Annotated in this window: 16 protein-coding genes; 10 read left to right on the forward strand and 6 right to left on the reverse strand. The window is 60.6% G+C overall.

Translation table 11 applies throughout. The annotated features are described in order from the left end of the window. The first annotated feature begins 529 nt into the window (after window positions 1–529). A complete protein-coding gene (locus KBY74_RS10080; RefSeq protein WP_254942587.1) occupies window positions 530–799 on the forward strand; it encodes a hypothetical protein in 270 nt (89 codons plus the stop codon). Between the two features lie 191 nt (window positions 800–990). Beyond that, window positions 991–1,770 carry a response regulator gene (locus KBY74_RS10085; protein ID WP_254942588.1) on the forward strand — a complete coding sequence of 260 codons (780 nt, stop codon included), beginning with the start codon at window positions 991–993 and terminating at the stop codon, window positions 1,768–1,770. Between the two features lie 61 nt (window positions 1,771–1,831). Here the strand turns inward: KBY74_RS10085 and KBY74_RS10090 are convergent, their stop codons facing one another. The 4 genes from KBY74_RS10090 to KBY74_RS10105 all read right to left on the reverse strand — a co-directional run bounded on the left by KBY74_RS10090 (window position 1,832) and on the right by KBY74_RS10105 (window position 8,451). Then, window positions 1,832–2,146 (reverse strand): hypothetical protein, encoded by a 315-nt coding sequence (locus KBY74_RS10090; protein WP_254942589.1) that lies wholly within the window; start codon window positions 2,144–2,146, stop codon window positions 1,832–1,834. Between the two features lie 1,398 nt (window positions 2,147–3,544). Beyond that, window positions 3,545–4,969 (reverse strand): MFS transporter, encoded by a 1,425-nt coding sequence (locus KBY74_RS10095; protein ID WP_254942590.1) that lies wholly within the window; start codon window positions 4,967–4,969, stop codon window positions 3,545–3,547. A gap of 319 nt (window positions 4,970–5,288) precedes the next feature. Then, window positions 5,289–7,484, reverse strand: coding sequence for a PhoX family phosphatase (locus KBY74_RS10100; RefSeq protein WP_254942591.1), 2,196 nt, complete (start codon window positions 7,482–7,484; stop codon window positions 5,289–5,291). Between the two features lie 7 nt (window positions 7,485–7,491). Next, the gene (locus KBY74_RS10105; protein ID WP_254942592.1) at window positions 7,492–8,451 is read right to left on the reverse strand and encodes an esterase-like activity of phytase family protein; all 960 of its coding nucleotides are present in this window, start codon (window positions 8,449–8,451) and stop codon (window positions 7,492–7,494) included. A gap of 237 nt (window positions 8,452–8,688) precedes the next feature. On the opposite strand from KBY74_RS10105, the gene KBY74_RS10110 reads away from it, so the two are divergent. The 5 genes from KBY74_RS10110 (at window position 8,689) to KBY74_RS10130 (ending at window position 11,703) form a co-directional block, all read left to right on the forward strand. Continuing rightward, window positions 8,689–9,630 carry a RimK family alpha-L-glutamate ligase gene (locus KBY74_RS10110; protein WP_254942593.1) on the forward strand — a complete coding sequence of 314 codons (942 nt, stop codon included), beginning with the start codon at window positions 8,689–8,691 and terminating at the stop codon, window positions 9,628–9,630. 149 nt (window positions 9,631–9,779) lie between these two features. After that, entirely contained in the window at window positions 9,780–9,986 is a 207-nt protein-coding gene (locus KBY74_RS10115; protein WP_254942594.1) for a Nif11-like leader peptide family natural product precursor, read from the forward strand. A 54-nt stretch (window positions 9,987–10,040) separates the two neighbouring features. Further along, entirely contained in the window at window positions 10,041–10,259 is a 219-nt protein-coding gene (locus KBY74_RS10120; RefSeq protein WP_254942595.1) for a hypothetical protein, read from the forward strand. A gap of 422 nt (window positions 10,260–10,681) precedes the next feature. Beyond that, a complete protein-coding gene (locus tag KBY74_RS10125) occupies window positions 10,682–10,888 on the forward strand; it encodes a hypothetical protein (RefSeq protein ID WP_254942596.1) in 207 nt (68 codons plus the stop codon). A 386-nt stretch (window positions 10,889–11,274) separates the two neighbouring features. Continuing rightward, window positions 11,275–11,703: an EamA family transporter gene (locus tag KBY74_RS10130; protein WP_254942597.1), complete on the forward strand. Its 429-nt coding sequence runs from the start codon at window positions 11,275–11,277 to the stop codon at window positions 11,701–11,703. Here KBY74_RS10130 and KBY74_RS10135 read toward each other — a convergent pair. After that, complete coding sequence (locus KBY74_RS10135; protein ID WP_254942598.1) at window positions 11,700–11,945, reverse strand: DUF2811 domain-containing protein; 246 nt, start codon at window positions 11,943–11,945, stop codon at window positions 11,700–11,702. The genes KBY74_RS10130 and KBY74_RS10135 overlap by 4 nt on opposite strands. A 532-nt stretch (window positions 11,946–12,477) precedes the next feature. Between KBY74_RS10135 and KBY74_RS10140 the strand changes: the two genes are divergently transcribed. From KBY74_RS10140 to KBY74_RS10150, 3 genes are all read left to right on the forward strand, one after another. Next, on the forward strand, window positions 12,478–12,747 hold the full coding sequence (locus KBY74_RS10140) for a hypothetical protein (protein WP_254942599.1): 270 nt from the start codon (window positions 12,478–12,480) through the stop codon (window positions 12,745–12,747). A 140-nt stretch (window positions 12,748–12,887) separates the two neighbouring features. Further along, window positions 12,888–13,112 carry a hypothetical protein gene (locus KBY74_RS10145; RefSeq protein ID WP_254942600.1) on the forward strand — a complete coding sequence of 75 codons (225 nt, stop codon included), beginning with the start codon at window positions 12,888–12,890 and terminating at the stop codon, window positions 13,110–13,112. Between the two features lie 95 nt (window positions 13,113–13,207). After that, the gene (locus KBY74_RS10150) at window positions 13,208–13,543 is read left to right on the forward strand and encodes a hypothetical protein (protein ID WP_254942601.1); all 336 of its coding nucleotides are present in this window, start codon (window positions 13,208–13,210) and stop codon (window positions 13,541–13,543) included. An 83-nt stretch (window positions 13,544–13,626) separates the two neighbouring features. Here KBY74_RS10150 and KBY74_RS10155 read toward each other — a convergent pair. Next, on the reverse strand, window positions 13,627–15,817 hold a 2,191-nt coding region (locus tag KBY74_RS10155), incomplete at its 5' end, for a VCBS domain-containing protein (RefSeq protein WP_254942602.1).

Genomic DNA, 15,817 nt, shown 5'->3' on the forward strand with positions numbered 1-15,817 from the left:
TGGAGGTGACCCAGTCGCAAAACTGGTTCCACGCAGAAGCGCCTTGGCGCTGCTGAATAGTGGTTGTCATGAGAACGGTTCAGGGAAGGGCTTACCTGACAGATGCCGGATGGCTTTGCAGGAAAGCAGTAAGTAGATGCGGGGCGGCAAACCGCTCGCTCATCTGAACTTAACACCAATTCACATCTTGCGGCCAACTTGGAGGATGAATTGGGCCGCACCAGGGCTGATGGCACCGACAAGCCCGGCTGATCACCCCCTAACCGGGGTCGCTCCTGCGTCACCCCAGGAAAGAGCTCAACAAGATCCGCCACCGGGACCCAGGTGCCGCGGAGGTGCTCATTCACCCAACAGGTGGCATCGGCTGCCGCAGCGCTGCTCGGCCATTCCACTGGCAGCCCTCCCTGCGATGCCCCCTTTCGTCGTGCGGGGCAACCCGCTGGAGGCCAGTGCTTGATCTGGCGCACCTTGGTGTGCGTGGATGGACATTCTTGGGTAGCCGCACCGCAAGGTGGGGCCAGCAAAGCCGATGACACCTGAGCTCGCAAACTGCGTACTTGAGGGACTCCTGCTGCTCCATGAGGAGCTGTCACAGGATCCTGAGTCGCCTTGGTACGTAGGCACACCAGATCAGACGCAGGTGCTGCATGACGAACTCTGGATCTTGGCTGGAGAGCTCTACCCCCGCTCCAGCGCTGCCTTGGTAGATGGCTGGTACCGAGCTGGTCGCTCGTCGTTATTGCCGGTGAACTGCACTGGCGAGCTGTTCAGCAGCCGGCACCTCCAGCTGGTGGGTTGATTAGGTCTGCTCACGCCGAGGGTGATGCAGCAACTAAAAACTGAGGCTTTGAGCCGCTAGTTTGAGTAGCTAGGAGTAAGAGCAAGGAGCGGCGGATAGGGCAGCTCCCTCTGTGACGATTCTTGTTCGTAATCCACGATCAACGGAAATTCCTCCTATTAATTCCCCCGTCTTGCGGCGCTTGGTGTGTCTTGACCCCAGAACGTCGCACCCATCCCATCCGAATACTGATCGCCGATGACGAGGTGAACATCAGGCGCATATTGGAAACGCGGCTGCGTCTAGCTGGCTTTGAGGTGGCTGCGGCAGTGAATGGGATGCAGGCGCTTGAACTCTTCCGCAGCTTTGAGCCGGATGCACTTGTTCTTGACGTGATGATGCCAGAGCTTGATGGTTTCGCTGTGACCGAGCGGATCCGAGCTCAATCAGAAGTGCCGATTATTTTGCTCACTTCTTTGAGTGATGTAGGCGACCGCCTCACTGGACTAAAGCTTGGCGCCGATGACTACATACTCAAGCCGTTTAGCCCTAAAGAGCTTGAGCTACGTATTCGCTGTGTGCTGAGAAGAAGCTCTCCATTGCTTCTCAGCGGCAAGCAAATAAATAATGGCGCTGACCGAAAGCCTGCAAGCAGTCATTGGCTGATCGTAGGGAATTTCAGGGTTGATCTAACGCGCCGCAAAGCCTATCGCGGTGATGAGCGCATCCGTCTAACGGGAATGGAATTCAGCCTGCTAGAGCTATTGATTAACAGAGCGGGTGAGCCAGTCAGCCGGCTGGACATCCTCGAGCAGGTTTGGGGGTATAGGCCCACGAGCTCTAATGACAGTCGAGTAGTAGACGTTCACATATCACGACTGCGAGCAAAAGTGGAGGAGGACGTAGAGGTTCCCGAGCTTATTCTTACAACGCGAGGCAAAGGCTACATGTTTCGGCGCTGCAGCCAGGAAGAAATATCTCTCAAAATATGAGCCCATGCTCGTGATCTCTCCATAAAGCAGTCAGGACTGGCCCCGGCAGCACCCCCTAAAGTCAACGTATAAGGCCAAGATATTTCCAGAGGTCTTGCTGCAAGCGGCGATGCAAAGGTGTGACATTGACCATGTTTTTTGGAGGTGAATTCAGGTCAATTCCAGACTTTTCTGCCTCCTTGCGAACCTGCCTCAAGACAGGTATCAGCAGCAAGGCCGTCACAAGCGACATAAGCAGCAGCGCCGGAAGAAAGCTGATGGTCATGGCAACAAAAACGGTCCCGGCCAGCATTTGACTGGCCAGCACCAGCCACTTCGGTTTGCTTTTGCCGGATAGCTGTTTCATGGTCTCATCTTGATAGCGCTTCCGGTTCACCGGGCCCCTGCTTTGGTCCGCGAAACAATCCATCTAGGTAGTGCTTGACCACTGCGGGCTGGATCAGCCTGTACTGATCCCATTGCGGGTGATCAACGATGAATACTGCTATCGCATCTGGAATCCCAGTCATCAAGACGCCAACACAGAGCACCCTCCCGTCAGAGCAGTATCCCGCTGCGGAACTAGCGGAAGTGACCGCAAGACACTTGTGGCTGTCTTGGTTTTTGTTCATCGTGAACGCTTGCGGGCCTAATCCTTTGCCTCTGCTATGCCGCTGTCAAGCTCCGCTGCATTTTCCCAGGGCCAGGACCACAGCGCTTGCATTTTAGCGAGTCTCGCCTGAATCGCCTGTGTAATCCCCGCTGGCCGCAGAGCCCAGCAGCAAGGGCACACTCGTCTACAGGCTGGATGGCACCACGCTCGTGATCCTCGCCTGGCCGCGATCAATACCGCTGAGGCCAGCTGAGGGAGGGTAAGACAAGACTCGAGGAGGTGAGTCCCTACGACATGCTGGCGGTGTGCACTACCCCAGTGATGCGGAGGCCAGTCAGAGGCTGGCCCTAGCGATCAGCAGGGATGTGATCAAATCCCCCGAATGGAGAAGCTTCAAACCACAACTAGCCGATGAACTTTAGCGGTTGTTGGTTGCTCCCCCAGCTGGCCTGCCATTGCTTTCCGATTGATGGCTTGGCAGCATCATTTGGGGCGGCGGTGGTCGCTGATATGCGTGGCAATCCTGCCGATTGCGATGGTGATGCCAGTTCAGGCTTTACCCCAACTAGTGGTGTTATTACGGCATGGTCACAAGTACAGCCCAGCTAACCAGGAGTGCAACTACAACCTTTAATGAATGGGGCTAGTTGATGGCCTCCAATTGGACACATGCTGATGGCGTGTGTCGTGCCAGAGGGGCCCTTGCATTTGGCTAGCTACAGCTTTCATGACAGATCAGGAAAGAATGCCAGAAGTTATCAAACACTCGTTCCTCTGGCTGTGTTCACGGGGCGGAATATTCGGGTCTTCCCCAATGCCGCAGAGCGCTCTGAAAAGATTGTTCGGGAGCTGGTGGTAGCTCCCGAGTTTGAGGGCGGCACGGTGGTGATGGCCTGGGAGCATCGGCATCTGCCAGAGCTGGCTCGGGGATTGGGCTGGTCACGGATGCCGAGGATCAGGGACGACGACTTTGACGGCCTGTGGCTGCTGCGGTATTCGGGGCAGCAAGGGGAGCCTGCCGTGAGCCAGTTTTCCCTGGCTGAGTTGCGACGCCAGGATTGCTTCAGGGCATCGAGCCCAGCCGGCCATCCGTTACAGCATCTTTCCGGGCAATTGCTGTTGCCCTTGAACAAGACATCGGGGGGTGCGTTGAGCAACCGTGAGTCGATCGGCCATCAAGGATCAAATGGCGTCGATGTCGATACCTGTGGTTTCGATCCGGTAGATCCAGGTGATGACCGCACCCACCAGGGAAGTGATTGCCAGGAGGGGGAGCAGTCGCTCGGTGCCCCACTCGGCCAAGAGGGTGGGAAAGAGAAAGGCTGTCAGTACTGCGCCAGCTTTGCCGATGGCGGCCGCTAAGCCAGCGCCAAGTCCACGCACCCTGGTTGGAAACACCTCGCCGGCCAGCAAATAGGTCTGGGAATTCGGCCCCAGGTTGGTCATGAATTGGAACAGCACGAAGCCCGCCACGATCACCACCACATTGGTGTGGTTACCCAGATTGCCGAGTGCTGCGATGAGTAGGCCTGCAGCGCAGCCCACAAAGCCCAGAATCTGCAGCGGGATCCGTCCCCAGCGATCAGCCAAGGCGATTGCACAGGCGATTCCTACTAGAAATCCGACATCAACCAGTGCGGTTCCGCGAGCGCCTAGTAGGTCGTTGTGAATGATGGCCGCAACGGTGTGTTCCTTGGCCTCAGCACCGAAGGCAGCGGCGATGATCACCGGCGTAAAAATGCCAATGCCGTAAGTGGAGAGGTCCTGGAGAAACCAGGGCACTGAAGCCAGGATTGTGGCGCGCTGCAACTTGCCTGTGAACAGCTGACGCCAGTCGGTGCTGCGTTCGATGTGCCCTTCTTCGGCGATCTCGAGATCGAGCAGATCAACGTCTTTGCGGCCCAGTAATTTGCGTAGCTGTTTTTCCGCTTTTTTGACGTTGCCTTTACTCACCAGCCAGTGGCTGCTCTCAGGCAGGAACAAGCGCCCCCACACCACAAGCAGCACCGGCACTACCGGGATGAGATAAAAAATGCGCCAGGTGCTTAGTTCGGGTTTGCTGTCCAGCACCACCGCGGCGATCGCAGTGCCCAGAACGGCTCCTAGCGCTTGGAAGCTGAAGGCTCCCAGCACCAGCCGGCCTCGCACCGATGCTGGGATGCTTTCAGAGATCACCAGGTGAGCTGTTGGGTAGTCGGCGCCAAGGGCAACACCGATCACAAACAGCGCGGCCACGAGGGTGTGGGCGCTGGGGCTGAAGGCTGCGGCGATCAGTGCCCCCGCCAGAAGCACCATTTCACCGATGAAAACAGGCTTGCGGCCAAAGCGATCTGCCAACCCACCCAGGCAGAGGGCTCCGATCAGAATGCCCGCCAAGGTGGCGGCGGTGACCAAACCCTTGTCGGCGCTGGTCATCGCGAACTCGCTATCGATGAGGGGCAGGGCGATACCCCCCATGAAGACGATCAATCCCTCAAAGAATTTGCCAGCGGTGGCGAGGCTCCATACCAGCCATTGCATGCTCGAAAGCGGCGGGCCGCTCAAGCGGACCCCCCCTTCCCAGCTGGGCACTTCCTCGATGTAGGCCTGAACGCTGCGCTTTCCCATTGCGGGTGAGGCTGTGGATCAACTCGGCCCAGGCTGCATCTAGTGGGCAGGGTTGTGGTTAAGAAATCGCCCTTACTTAGCAGTTCTGTTCCGATCGCGGTTGATGGCCCCCATGAGAGACGTTGACCAGCCCTTCATCCGAAAATTGGAGCCCGATGACCTTTATGCCGCGGCTGAATGCCAAGAGCTTGCGAACGGTGAGCTTGGAGTGGATTCCAGCGACGGTGTCGCCGCGGGAGCGTTTGCGTCGGTGTTGGCGGACTAAATCCAGGTGCCGATGTTGAGTCCCACATGGGCTAGCGATCCCAATCCGAGCTGCTTACCCCGAGGGAGCAGCGATCAGTGGTTGATTGTTCAGCCGTCGGATCGCCACCACTCCTGGCCGGGGAGGCCGGCCAGGCACGCCTGAGGGCCAGTTAGAGCCGAGCGGCACCCAGCGCAGCTGCTCGAAGCGTTGACCGTTTCGATCGACCAGCCTGTGGGCTTGGGCTTCCACCTCCTTGCCTTGGCGCACACCCTGGCCCTCGCCTGGGTGCTGCACCGCCAGAAACAGCGTGCGGCCCTCGCTATCGAAGCAGGGCCCGCAAAGCTCACACCCCACCGGACCGATCGCAAAGCAGAGGGCCTGTCCCGCCATTGCACCTTCGCGTGGCAGCAGCCAGCAGCTGTTGTTGCCGAACACATCGAGGTCCGCATCCCCAGAGCGATCGGTCACCAGCCAGAGGTTGCCGGATGGGTCGAAGGCGAGGTTGTCGGGATGGCTAAAACCGAGCCCGCCCTCCCAGGGCAGGCCGCCAGCGGCCACCATCCGCCAACGGAAGCGGGCGCCTCGGCCAGCGCCGCCATCGCTCAGGCGCATCACCCAACCGTGGGGCCAGAGGGATTCGCCTTTGGGGCCGCGGAAGACCGCCGGATCACTGCAGCCGCTGTCATCACGGCCTGCCGCCGTGAAAGCGATCAGCAGGTCGCCGTTGATCGGGTCGATATCGGTGTCTTCTGGCCTGGGGCAGGCGGTGGCACCAGCAGCGTTGGCGGCTAGATGGGCATCAATCAAGATCGCCCCCTGTTGCCGCAGCTGCGCCTGCACGTCATCGCCGCCCAACGGGTAAAGATCGCCAAGTTTTTTGTAGCGGCTGCAGTAGGCCTGCAGTGCGGAATCGCTGCTGAGCGCTTCACTGCCGCTGCGCTGGCGATCGCTGTGGGGCAACACGAGCGGTTGCTCCCAGCCAAAGCGCTCGTAATGACTGGGGGGTTGCGGCTGCACCGCCGTAGTGGCCTCCAGGGCAATCCAGGTGCCGCTGCCTTCTGCGTTGAAACGGGCCACCTCCAGGCGCCCGGCTGCAAACAGCCGCGAATTGGTGCGATCGAGCGGGTCTTGCACGAGCCCCTCGCTGACAAAGCGGTAAAAGTGCCCGCCATGGCGATCGCAACCCGAATACACCACCAGCGGCTCCCCGGACCGCGCCACAACGGCAACGGCTTCGTGGCGAAAGCGGCCCAGAAGACTGTGCTTAACCGCGGGTTTGCTTGGCTCGCGGGGGTCGAATTCCACCATCCAGCCGTACTTATTGCCGGCAAGCCCGAAGGGATTGCCGAGCCCGTCGAGGCGTGAACCATCCCAGCGGAACGGCCGCTTCTCAGGGGAAGCCGCCGAGCCATCGGCATAGACGGCCTCGGGTACCTGCGACTGAAAGTTTTCCTCAGCGCTCAGCACAGTGCCCCAGGGGGTGGTGCCGCCAGCGCAATTGGCAAAGGTGCCGATGATCCGATCACCCAGGCCGTCGCGGTAGCCAAGCGGCTGGCTGTGGCGGAACACCGCCGCCGCCGGACCGCTGCAGCGCAGTGCCTGCTCCTGCTGGCTGAGCCCGCTGAGCCCATCGATGCGCCGCTCATAGCGACTGCCGCCCAGGCGGCGCCAGCCTGAGCTCCCCTGCTCAAGCTCGAGCACGCCGATGCCGAGATCAGCCATGGCAGCACGGGCCACGGCCTCGATCAGCGAACGCAGCGGGTCGCTTGCACCCAGGCTGGCCACGTCCACGCTGCCGCCGCGGCTGGCCAGGGACTGCTGCAAAGGCTCCAGCGGCAGAGTGGTGCCCACGGCTTCTGAAAAACCTGCCGACCAGGTCTGCGGGCTGATGTATTCGAAGTTGATACTCAACAGGGCCTTCCCGCCAGGCAGGGCCTGAAATGCCAGGTAGTCGTTGTTGAAGCCAAAGCGACCCGTGGCGAGAAGATCCCCCCAGACAGCGATCAGCTCGGCGCGATAGCCCTCGGGAACCAGCAGTTTGTCGTCGACGTTGAACGTCCGATAGATGCGCCGTTGGTCTGCCGCACTCAGCCCGTCAGCAGGCAAGGGCAGAGGTGCACGCACGGGCACAAAGGGCAGGGCAGCATCCCCTGCCGTGCCGCGACTGCGCACCTCAAGCTGGGGCAGCAGCATGGCAGCGGCGCTGCTGCCAGCACCGATGCCCAGTAATTCGAGCAGCTGGCGGCGTTTGAGCGCGGAGCGATTCATTGCTGTTTCATTGCTGGGGTGGCGCTGAGCAGCCCGGCAGCTGGCGCGGCACCAGCCGGGCAAGGTGTGATCGTTGCAGGGGATTGAAGTTGTCGTCGGTCGCCAGCAGCAAGCTTGGCTGGCCATCGCCAAGGGGCGGAGCCGCCAGCAGCACTTCCCAGTTATCTGGAGCAAGACCGAGCTGCAGCAGATTCCAGCTGATCAGTGGAGCCACGGGGGGAGCGTCAGCGTTGCTGGTTGCGATGGTTGTGATGGCGCTGGCTGGATACAGCACCAGTCGCGCCTGCCACTGATCGGGTGCCGTAAACCGTCGCCACAAACCGAGCAGTCCCTGCTTGCTGGCCAGCAGATCGGTGAGCCCCCAGCCTCTAGGGGGCAGGGCCAAGGGGCGCAGCTCTGCAGGTTGCAGGGCGCCGCTGGCATCGGGCGCCCAGCGCAGCAGCCGTACGCGATCAGGTGGATCTTGCAGCAGGGGCTGTTCAGCCGCCATCAGCAAGGCCCCGTCTACAGGTGAACGGCTCAGGGACTCCGGGCCCCCATTGCTGCGCAGTCCACGCTTGGGTTGGAGGCGCCAATCTGGCGGCAGCTCCCGGCTACTCAAAAGCGAACCTGCGGCCATGTCGTAGCGGAGCAACGCAGCGGGTTGCGCAGGTTGCAGCCGCCCCTCAGTGGCTACCCAAAAGTGCTGGGCTTCAACCACCAGCCCTTCGCCGTCCATGGGCTGCGGCTGCTTCAGCGGTAGGGGTGGCAGCGGCACGAGACCCTTCAGTCCGCCGGCTCGGAAGCCACGCCAGCGGCTGATGCTGCCGCGGGGAGCATCGCTCAGCAGCCACAACTCATCAACTTCTGGGCGGTAGGCCCCGGCCGAGAAGCCACCCCCCTGGCTCGGCTCGATCAGCCGCTGCTCGACAACCTCCCAGCCGGCAGAGAGTGGACAGGGCAGGGCAATAGCGGTGGGTGCGTCCATGGCGAGTGCTCAGGTCGACGCGGATATTTGGGTGGGGGTGGGCTGGAACTGGAACGACATCATGCCGATCACTTTCACCACCCGAATTGGATCAAGTGAGGTTCAGGTTCAGCAGAGTTTCAGCTCTAGCAGAGCTACTGCTGTTTTGCCTGTTGCGCCTGCAGCGTGTCCCTGTGCTGAAAAGGCTTGTAGCCATGGCCTCGACACGAGAAAAGTGAGTTTGTGGATGGGGCTGGCATGGATCTCTGGGTGCTTCAAAAGCGACCGACCGGAATGGTCGAACCCTTTGAGCTGACGCGGTTGCGGGAGGAGGCTCGCGTTCTTGACATCCGCTTTGAGACCGTCGCACCAGAAGAAATCGATCTAATCGTTAGCCGCGGCGGCCGGCGATCAATTCGGCGCTGCGGCGCTGAGGTTCAACTCCCCGATGTCTTGCTGCCCCGCACTGGTAGTGGCACGGATTACTTCTCATTGGCGATCCTGCGCCAGCTGGAGCACCTGGGTGTGGCTGTGGTGAATCGCAGCAGCGCCATCGAGGCGGTCAAGGACAAGCTCTATGCGCACCAAATCCTCGCCCAGAGCAATTTGCCAATCCCACGCACCATGTTGGTGCGCTTTCCAGTCGATCCCCATCTGGTCGCCCAACAGATTGGGTTTCCCTGTGTCATCAAGCTGCTGGTTGGCTCTTATGGCGACGGGGTTGTGCTCAGCCGTGACCCAGCCAGCTTCCGTGACCTGATGGAGCTGGTCTCCGGGCTGGATCGCTCCCAGAGCCTGATCTTGCAGCAGTACATCGGTACAAGACCCGGAAAGGACCTGCGGGTCTGGGTAATTGGCGGCCAAGTTATTGGCGCAATGTTGCGCAGCAGCACCGATGGCAGTTTCAAGGCAAACATCAGTAGGGGTGGGGATGGGCAGGCATTTCCGCTTAACCCAGAGCTGAAGCGACTAGCGCGCGATTCAGCCGCCGCCTTGAACCTCGACATAGCTGGTGTCGACCTGCTGTTTGATGGCGATGGTTACAGCATCTGCGAGGTCAATAGCGCCCCAGGCTTTCAGGGATTTGAGGCAGCCACGGGCCTGAACGTGGCTCGCCTGGTGCTTGAGCACTGCAGATCAACAGTGCAGTTATTGCCGCCAGTGCATCCCCAACTGCAAGCCCTGAAGGCCGCGACCTGATTGCTTGCTACTGGCTTGTTGGGCTCTCAGTAGAGCAGTCCTGAGCTCGCAACGCTGCACCCTTACAACAATGCGCCGCAATGTGCCTCAGGGAACCTGGCAGCAGGCTCCAGTTCACGCGAGGTTGATCCCATCTTTGGTTTGAGTAGATGAGCTGGTCTGATTTGGAGCGGATGGTGGCCGATGCAGAAACCAGCCCGACGCTCCAGCAGGTCCTGCACCAGTGCCATAGCCGCCAGGAACTGCTGCACATCGCCCGCCAGCTGGGCTATCGGCTCACCAGATCTGACCTACAAAACGCCTGGCTGGAGCACCACAACGCAGCGGAAGCGCAAGGAGCCACTGGCGTGATCTAGCCACGGAGCGAGACTGGGCGCGGCAGTATGTAACGAAGTTGTTACATCACTCTCATGACAGTCGGGGAAGTCTTTCTGGAGTCCATCTCTAGTGGTGTGATCACGGAGCATGAGATCTCCTGGGTCGCCTCCCAGCAGGTTTCCTTTGCCCGCCACGAGGAAGCCTTGGCGCTTCGGTTGGGGCGCTTGGTCGACGAGGGGCAGATCAACCTTGGTTGCCGCCTGCCACGGCAGAGCGGCCGCTTGCGCCTGACACCGCAACAACTCGCATGACGTAAGACAAAACACTGCACTACTGGCGGAACATGCGCAGCGCCATGGCACGGCTCGCCATCGGCGTGGCCACCAATGCTGATGCAAGCCAGTACATCACCCACTGATTTCACAGAGGCTGAATGGGTTCCTTGCACCAAGACTTATCCCTTCGCATCACTACATAAGGGACATGCTCCGCAGATCCTTCAGCAACACAAATAGGCGCAGCGATGGGACCTATCCCAGCGGATGTCTGACTTCATGAGAGCCTCAAACTGGAGAGGCCCGGAGCAAGCCCACTGGGTCAAGTCCCCGGCGGAATGGGATCAAGCCACTGCTACTGCGTGGCAGCAGCTGCGAATTAATCGGAAAACATCAATACGCCGTATCCGAGGTGGTTTCCCAGCCAGAGTGGGCTTGCATAAGATCTACCCCGAGCTATGAAGCGCATCACCCGGTTCATCGCTACAGCCAGCCTGCTAACCCTCTTGGCCGCCTGCGGCGGTGAGGGAGGTAGAGAGAGGGAGAAAGAACAGGTAGATCGGGAGAAGCCGTCCCTTGGCGCATCCAAGGACGATGACGACAGTGAGACCAAGAAGGAGGAAAAGGAATCTCGCGAGGATGAGGATCGTGACGACAGTGATTAGCCACCTGCTCGATCACTCCGCACCTGAGTGGTGTCAAATCCCATCAGAGCTGTGATCTATTCCTAGCCGCTGAACCCTGGTGGAACTGAGATCGGTGCTGCTTGGCACCGTTCAGGTTCCTTCAAGCGGTGAGGTCTGACTTGGGCCAAGCCCCCGTTGGTCTTCCATGGCAGCTTGCTTAAAGCGATAGATCCATCTAGCTGTTATTTACTGCTACTTCACCGGTCCATCCGCGTCAGCGCTGCACCCCCCAGCGGCAAGCGAATAGATCAGCAGCTGGCTATAAAACGGCGGTTTGGGCTCCTTCTCTGGCCCTGGGGGCTCAGCCGATAAGGCTTGCCAGCGCGGATAGCCTCAGCTCACAGCTTCCCAATGCAAAACGCTCCGTGCAGAACTGGCAGCTGTGGGCCGTAGCGGCCGCCCTCTCCGCAGCAGTAACCGCTCTATTGATCAAGGTGGGCGTTCAGGGAGTGGATGCGGGGATGGCCACCCTGTTCCGCACCCTGGCCGTAGCGATTGTGCTGGCTCTGGTGCTGCTGGTCAGCGGCCGACTCGATTGGCAGGAGCTGCGCCATCTGCCCGCTCTCAGCCTGGGCGCTCTCGCCCTCTCCGGTCTGGCGACAGGTGTCTCGTGGTTCTGCTACAGCCGAGCCCTGCAGCTGGGGCCCGTGGCTGGGGTGGCGGCACTCGACAAGCTCAGTGTTGTGTTGATTGCCCTGCTGGCTCTGCTGCTGCTTGGTGAGCAGCTCGACCTCAAGGCCTGGTTCGGGGTGGTGCTGATGGCTATCGGCGCTGCTTTGGTTGCCTGGGTCTAGCGGCTCAGGCAGGGCGGATCGCGCTGAAACAAACCGTCTAGGTAAAGCCGGCTCACGGCCCGGTCCTTGCAGCCGCGCTGGAAAAGGAAGCCCGCAAGCGCTGCCTGCAGCAGGCGGTACTGGTCCCAGTTGGGATAGCTACTGATGAATTCCCGCATCGCCTGGTGCAGGTCCTCCGGAAACTCATTGACGACGCTCACGTGGACCGCGGCGGCGTCAAAGCAGCAAAACCAGTCCGACAAGGCCGTGTCTTTCTGTGAGAAGTAAGTCCTGAGCTGCCTTCCTGGCGGCTTGCTGCTCCGCTTGGGCTGGCCAAAACTCCCCGCTGCCGCCGGTCAAGAGGAGGGGGCTTTTCCCCAGCGGGGGCTGCACTGCTGGCGCGAGCAGCGGGGTCTGGAGCGTTCAGCCTGTGGAAAAGTCGCCGGTTATGGCGGGATACCGCTGAATTCGGGGGAAAACCCCATAGCTCAGCAGCCCTGATCGATTCGCCCACGCCCCTGCAGCAATACCAATCGGGTTTAGCGAAACAACAGCTCCTGCCTGATCCCCAACGCAGAACGGCCCAGGGCAAGACAGTGGCCGCCAAAGTGCTTAGTGCCACTTAAAAATCTATTTGAGAGTTTCTGCCATAGAAGGTTTGGGGAATACCGGCTGTGGCAAGCCAAGCCCCAGTCATACCAACGATTTCACTCTCTTAGCGCCTCAAAGCCAGTGACGGCGAGTGACAGGAAGGAGCGTTCACAATGGGCAAGCTCCCCAACCTGGGCTTTTCTCATGGCTGATCACGACGGACGAAAACTCAGCGTTCGGGAAATGATCAATGCTCACCTGTTCCCGCTTCTGGCCTTAGTCGCCACAGCGAGCTCAGTCTCGATTGCCCTATCGCTTGGCCCCATTGCTGGCCAGTCCTCCCGCTGGAACCAGTGCTTCGATGCTGGGTTGGCGTGGCTGGAGCGCACAAGTCCCCGCGTCAAAGGTGGCGACCGCACGGCCATTGCGGCCAACTTCTGCAATGGCGGCCTGCCCAACAAGCCTGCGCGCTAGAGACAAAGACGGTGCCAGTACATCAGATCTAGCGCCTTGTTGGATGGGCAGGCAGGCTTGGATCCCAAGAGTTGGAGCGGATACCTGATGTACTTCGTCGATTCAGGTGGGGCTCTGGCGTAGATGTCTAAGCACGTCGAGTGACAGATGCCATGGGCAGCTACCTGATACGACGCGACGACGGCATCAGCGACGGCATCGCCGGTCAGGTGTTCGACAGCTACGACGCGGCCTATGCGGTGGTTGAGCGTTACTACGCCGATATCTGCTGCTCAGACGATCGCGAGTACTACCGGATCGAGGTCTTAAGCGAGGAACTCCCTGGCTCCCCACAGCTCGCCCCCAATGGTCAAGCCATTCCGTGACCGCCTGGCGTGTCAAGTGCCGAGTTCACCTTCCTTGAGCACGACAGTGACCCGATGTCCTTGAATGAACCAATATCCCAACCTGAGCAGCCTTCTTGAAAAACACTTTCCTGGCCGCCGTCTTTGGAGGTGCCCTCACCCTTGCGGCGGTGCCCTCCTCAGCCAGTGAGTTGTGCGGGATCGGCTTCATCAGGGGCCCCTTGGGGAACTGTGTCGCGCGGGGTGTGGTTGCTGCACCCGTAGTTGCACCCGTTGTTGTTGCCCCAGTTGTCGTTGCCCCTCGTGCGGTAGTGGCCCCTGGTGCTGCTGCCGTGCGTGGCCCTAATGGTGGCGCTGCCGTCCGTGGCCCTGAGGGTGCGGCCGCCGTGCGTGGCCCTAATGGCGGGGCAGCCGTTCGCGGACCCGAAGGCCGCACCTACGTTCGCCGCTGAACGAGTGGATAGAGAACCACTGCGGCCCGGTGAACCTGGTAATCCAGCCGGGCTATCGCTTCGCGGTGGCGTACGGGTTGGGTTCAGCTCTGCAGCTGGATGTTCGGCGTGATCACCTGATAACCCCAGCCCCCGGCCTGGTTGTTGAAGGTCTGGTTGGTGAATAGGTCGGAGTAGATCGCACTCCAGTTGGAGATCCCGCCATCTCCCAGGCCCACGCTGATCACCTTGAGGTTGTCTGGACTGCCGCTTGCCGCTGCGGTGCGATCGAGGGCTGCATTGAGCTCCCGTTGGTTCTGGCCCCAGATGTCCACACCATTGGCCATGGGCACCTTGATCGGCGTGCCATTGCTCAAATAGCGCAGGCCAGACGAGGTGATTGGATCCCCGCCCAGATCTGCATCTGTGGGCAGGGCCACATTGACGCCGCTCCAGCCTTGGCCGAATTCGGGCCGGTTGTCCCACCAGGGGCGCCGCTCCGGACGCCCGTCGGTGAATAGACCCACGTACGTGAGGGTGTCGGTGGCCACCGAGGTGAGTTCGTCGTTCAGTAAGTCCTTGAGCCCCGTTAGCGCCCCCAGCATTTCCGTGCCGCTGTACCGGTTGCCGGGAGTGCCCGGGGCTGTGTAGGCGTCAAGGTTGCCGGGTGCAGGCAGGCCTCGCGCGATCCAATCGGCGCTGGTGCTGCTGCCGTATTGCTGGTCGGGTGTGGTCTTCGCCAGAACGTTGCTGGCCAGAGTGACACCCTCGGCTGTGCTGCTGCTGTTGATCACCGTTTTGGTGTGGGTGACCAGGTAGCTGAAGTCGATCGTGTGAATGGTGACTGTCTGGGCTGTTCTGTTGTCGAATGGATTGTCAATCAGCTCCCAGCCGAGGATTTCGGTGGCCAGGCTCTGGCTGTCGGTGAGTTGGACATCGCCATTGAAGCCGATTTGATCACCCTTCTTGAAGACGTAGCCAGCGTTGTTGAAGACAGGCTTGAGGCCGTAATAAAAGGCCAGCCGGTTCTGCGCCTCCAGACGGGTGACGCCTGTGGGGTCGAGCCCCTGCATGGAGGTGGAGTTGTCGAGAAGCAGAAACAGGTTGACGGGCCTCGCTTCGGTGACGGGAATGGGCGGTTCGGGCCCCACCGATGGGCTGTCGTAGTTGATGTACACCGTGGCTGGGTTGCTGGTGGCTCCCTGTTCGTCCTGGACGGTGTATTTGATCGGGGTTGGGCTTGCGGTTACACCTGTCTCGGGTGTGAAGGTGATGTCGCCATTGCCAGGATCCACGCTCCAGGTGCCCTGGCCGGGAACCACAAGCGGTTCGCCAGGATTCGCCGTTCCTTCAATCTTGATCGTGCTCGGCACCAGCCTGGAATCGATGTCGGTGTCGTTGGCGATCACGCGAATGGTGCCGCTCTGGCCGGAGGTAAACCGGCCGATGTAGTCATCACTGGTATTGGGGTTGTCGTTGGTTCCCTCAACCGTGACGGCGAGCACGGCAATGTCAGTGAGTCCACCGCTGTGATCCAGCACGGTGTAGTTGAAGAATTCGGTGAGCTGCTCACCCACGTTCAGTCGTTCCACCGTTAGGTCGCTGTTGTTCACCACGTAGGTGAAGCTGCCGTTGGCATTGATCAGCAGGCTGCCGTACTGCCCCTGAATGGCACTGCCAACGCTGCCGGCCGTGCCCGTACCTTCCACGGCACCGGTGCGGATGGCGGTGACCGTTCCCTTGCTGGGCAGCGGGGTGTCCTTGCTGTCCACATCGGTGTCGTTGGCCAGCACGTTGCCGCTGGCGTTGGCGCCGCCACTGCTGTTATTGATCCCCCCGGCCTCCTTGGCGATGCCGCTGTCGTCGCTGGCCACGGGGGCGTCGTTGCTGCCCCGGATCGTGATCGTCAGCACGGCGGTGTCGGTGAGGCCGCCGCCATCGCTCACGGTGTAATTGAACGACTCGCTGAGCAGGTCGCCCGGGTTTAGGGCCTCCACCGTGGGATTGGCGTTATCGATCAAGTAGCGGTAGTTGCCGTTGTTGTCGATCGTGAGGGAGCCGTAAAGCCCTTGAAGGGGGCTGCCAACTACCCCGGCGGTGCCGAGTCCTTCCGTGGCGCCCAGCCGGATGGCCGTGATCGTTCCGTTCAGTGAAGGGGTGTCGGAGCGATCCACATCGGTGTCGTTCGTCAGCACATTGCCGCTGGCGTCGGCGCCGGGTGTGCCATTGAGAGTGCCCCCAGCCTCGATGGCGGTGCCGGTGTCGTTGGCGCTGACCGGAGCATCATTGGCCCCC

The sequence above is a fragment of the Cyanobium sp. A1C-AMD genome, assembly GCF_024346495.1.
GTDB classification, from domain to species: domain Bacteria; phylum Cyanobacteriota; class Cyanobacteriia; order PCC-6307; family Cyanobiaceae; genus Cyanobium_A; species Cyanobium_A usitatum.

Bases quoted from the DNA above. Each gene is read 5' to 3' on its own strand.
- KBY74_RS10105 (WP_254942592.1), bottom strand. From the start codon at position 8,451: ATGGACGCACCCACCGCTATTGCCCTGCCCTGTCCACTCTCTGCCGGC.
- KBY74_RS10120 (WP_254942595.1), top strand. From the start codon at position 10,041: ATGACAGTCGGGGAAGTCTTTCTGGAGTCCATCTCTAGTGGTGTGATC.
- KBY74_RS10125 (WP_254942596.1), top strand. From the start codon at position 10,682: ATGAAGCGCATCACCCGGTTCATCGCTACAGCCAGCCTGCTAACCCTC.
- KBY74_RS10080 (WP_254942587.1), top strand. From the start codon at position 530: ATGACACCTGAGCTCGCAAACTGCGTACTTGAGGGACTCCTGCTGCTC.
- KBY74_RS10140 (WP_254942599.1), top strand. From the start codon at position 12,478: ATGGCTGATCACGACGGACGAAAACTCAGCGTTCGGGAAATGATCAAT.
- KBY74_RS10115 (WP_254942594.1), top strand. From the start codon at position 9,780: ATGAGCTGGTCTGATTTGGAGCGGATGGTGGCCGATGCAGAAACCAGC.
- KBY74_RS10110 (WP_254942593.1), top strand. From the start codon at position 8,689: ATGGATCTCTGGGTGCTTCAAAAGCGACCGACCGGAATGGTCGAACCC.
- KBY74_RS10095 (WP_254942590.1), bottom strand. From the start codon at position 4,969: ATGGGAAAGCGCAGCGTTCAGGCCTACATCGAGGAAGTGCCCAGCTGG.
- KBY74_RS10100 (WP_254942591.1), bottom strand. From the start codon at position 7,484: ATGAATCGCTCCGCGCTCAAACGCCGCCAGCTGCTCGAATTACTGGGC.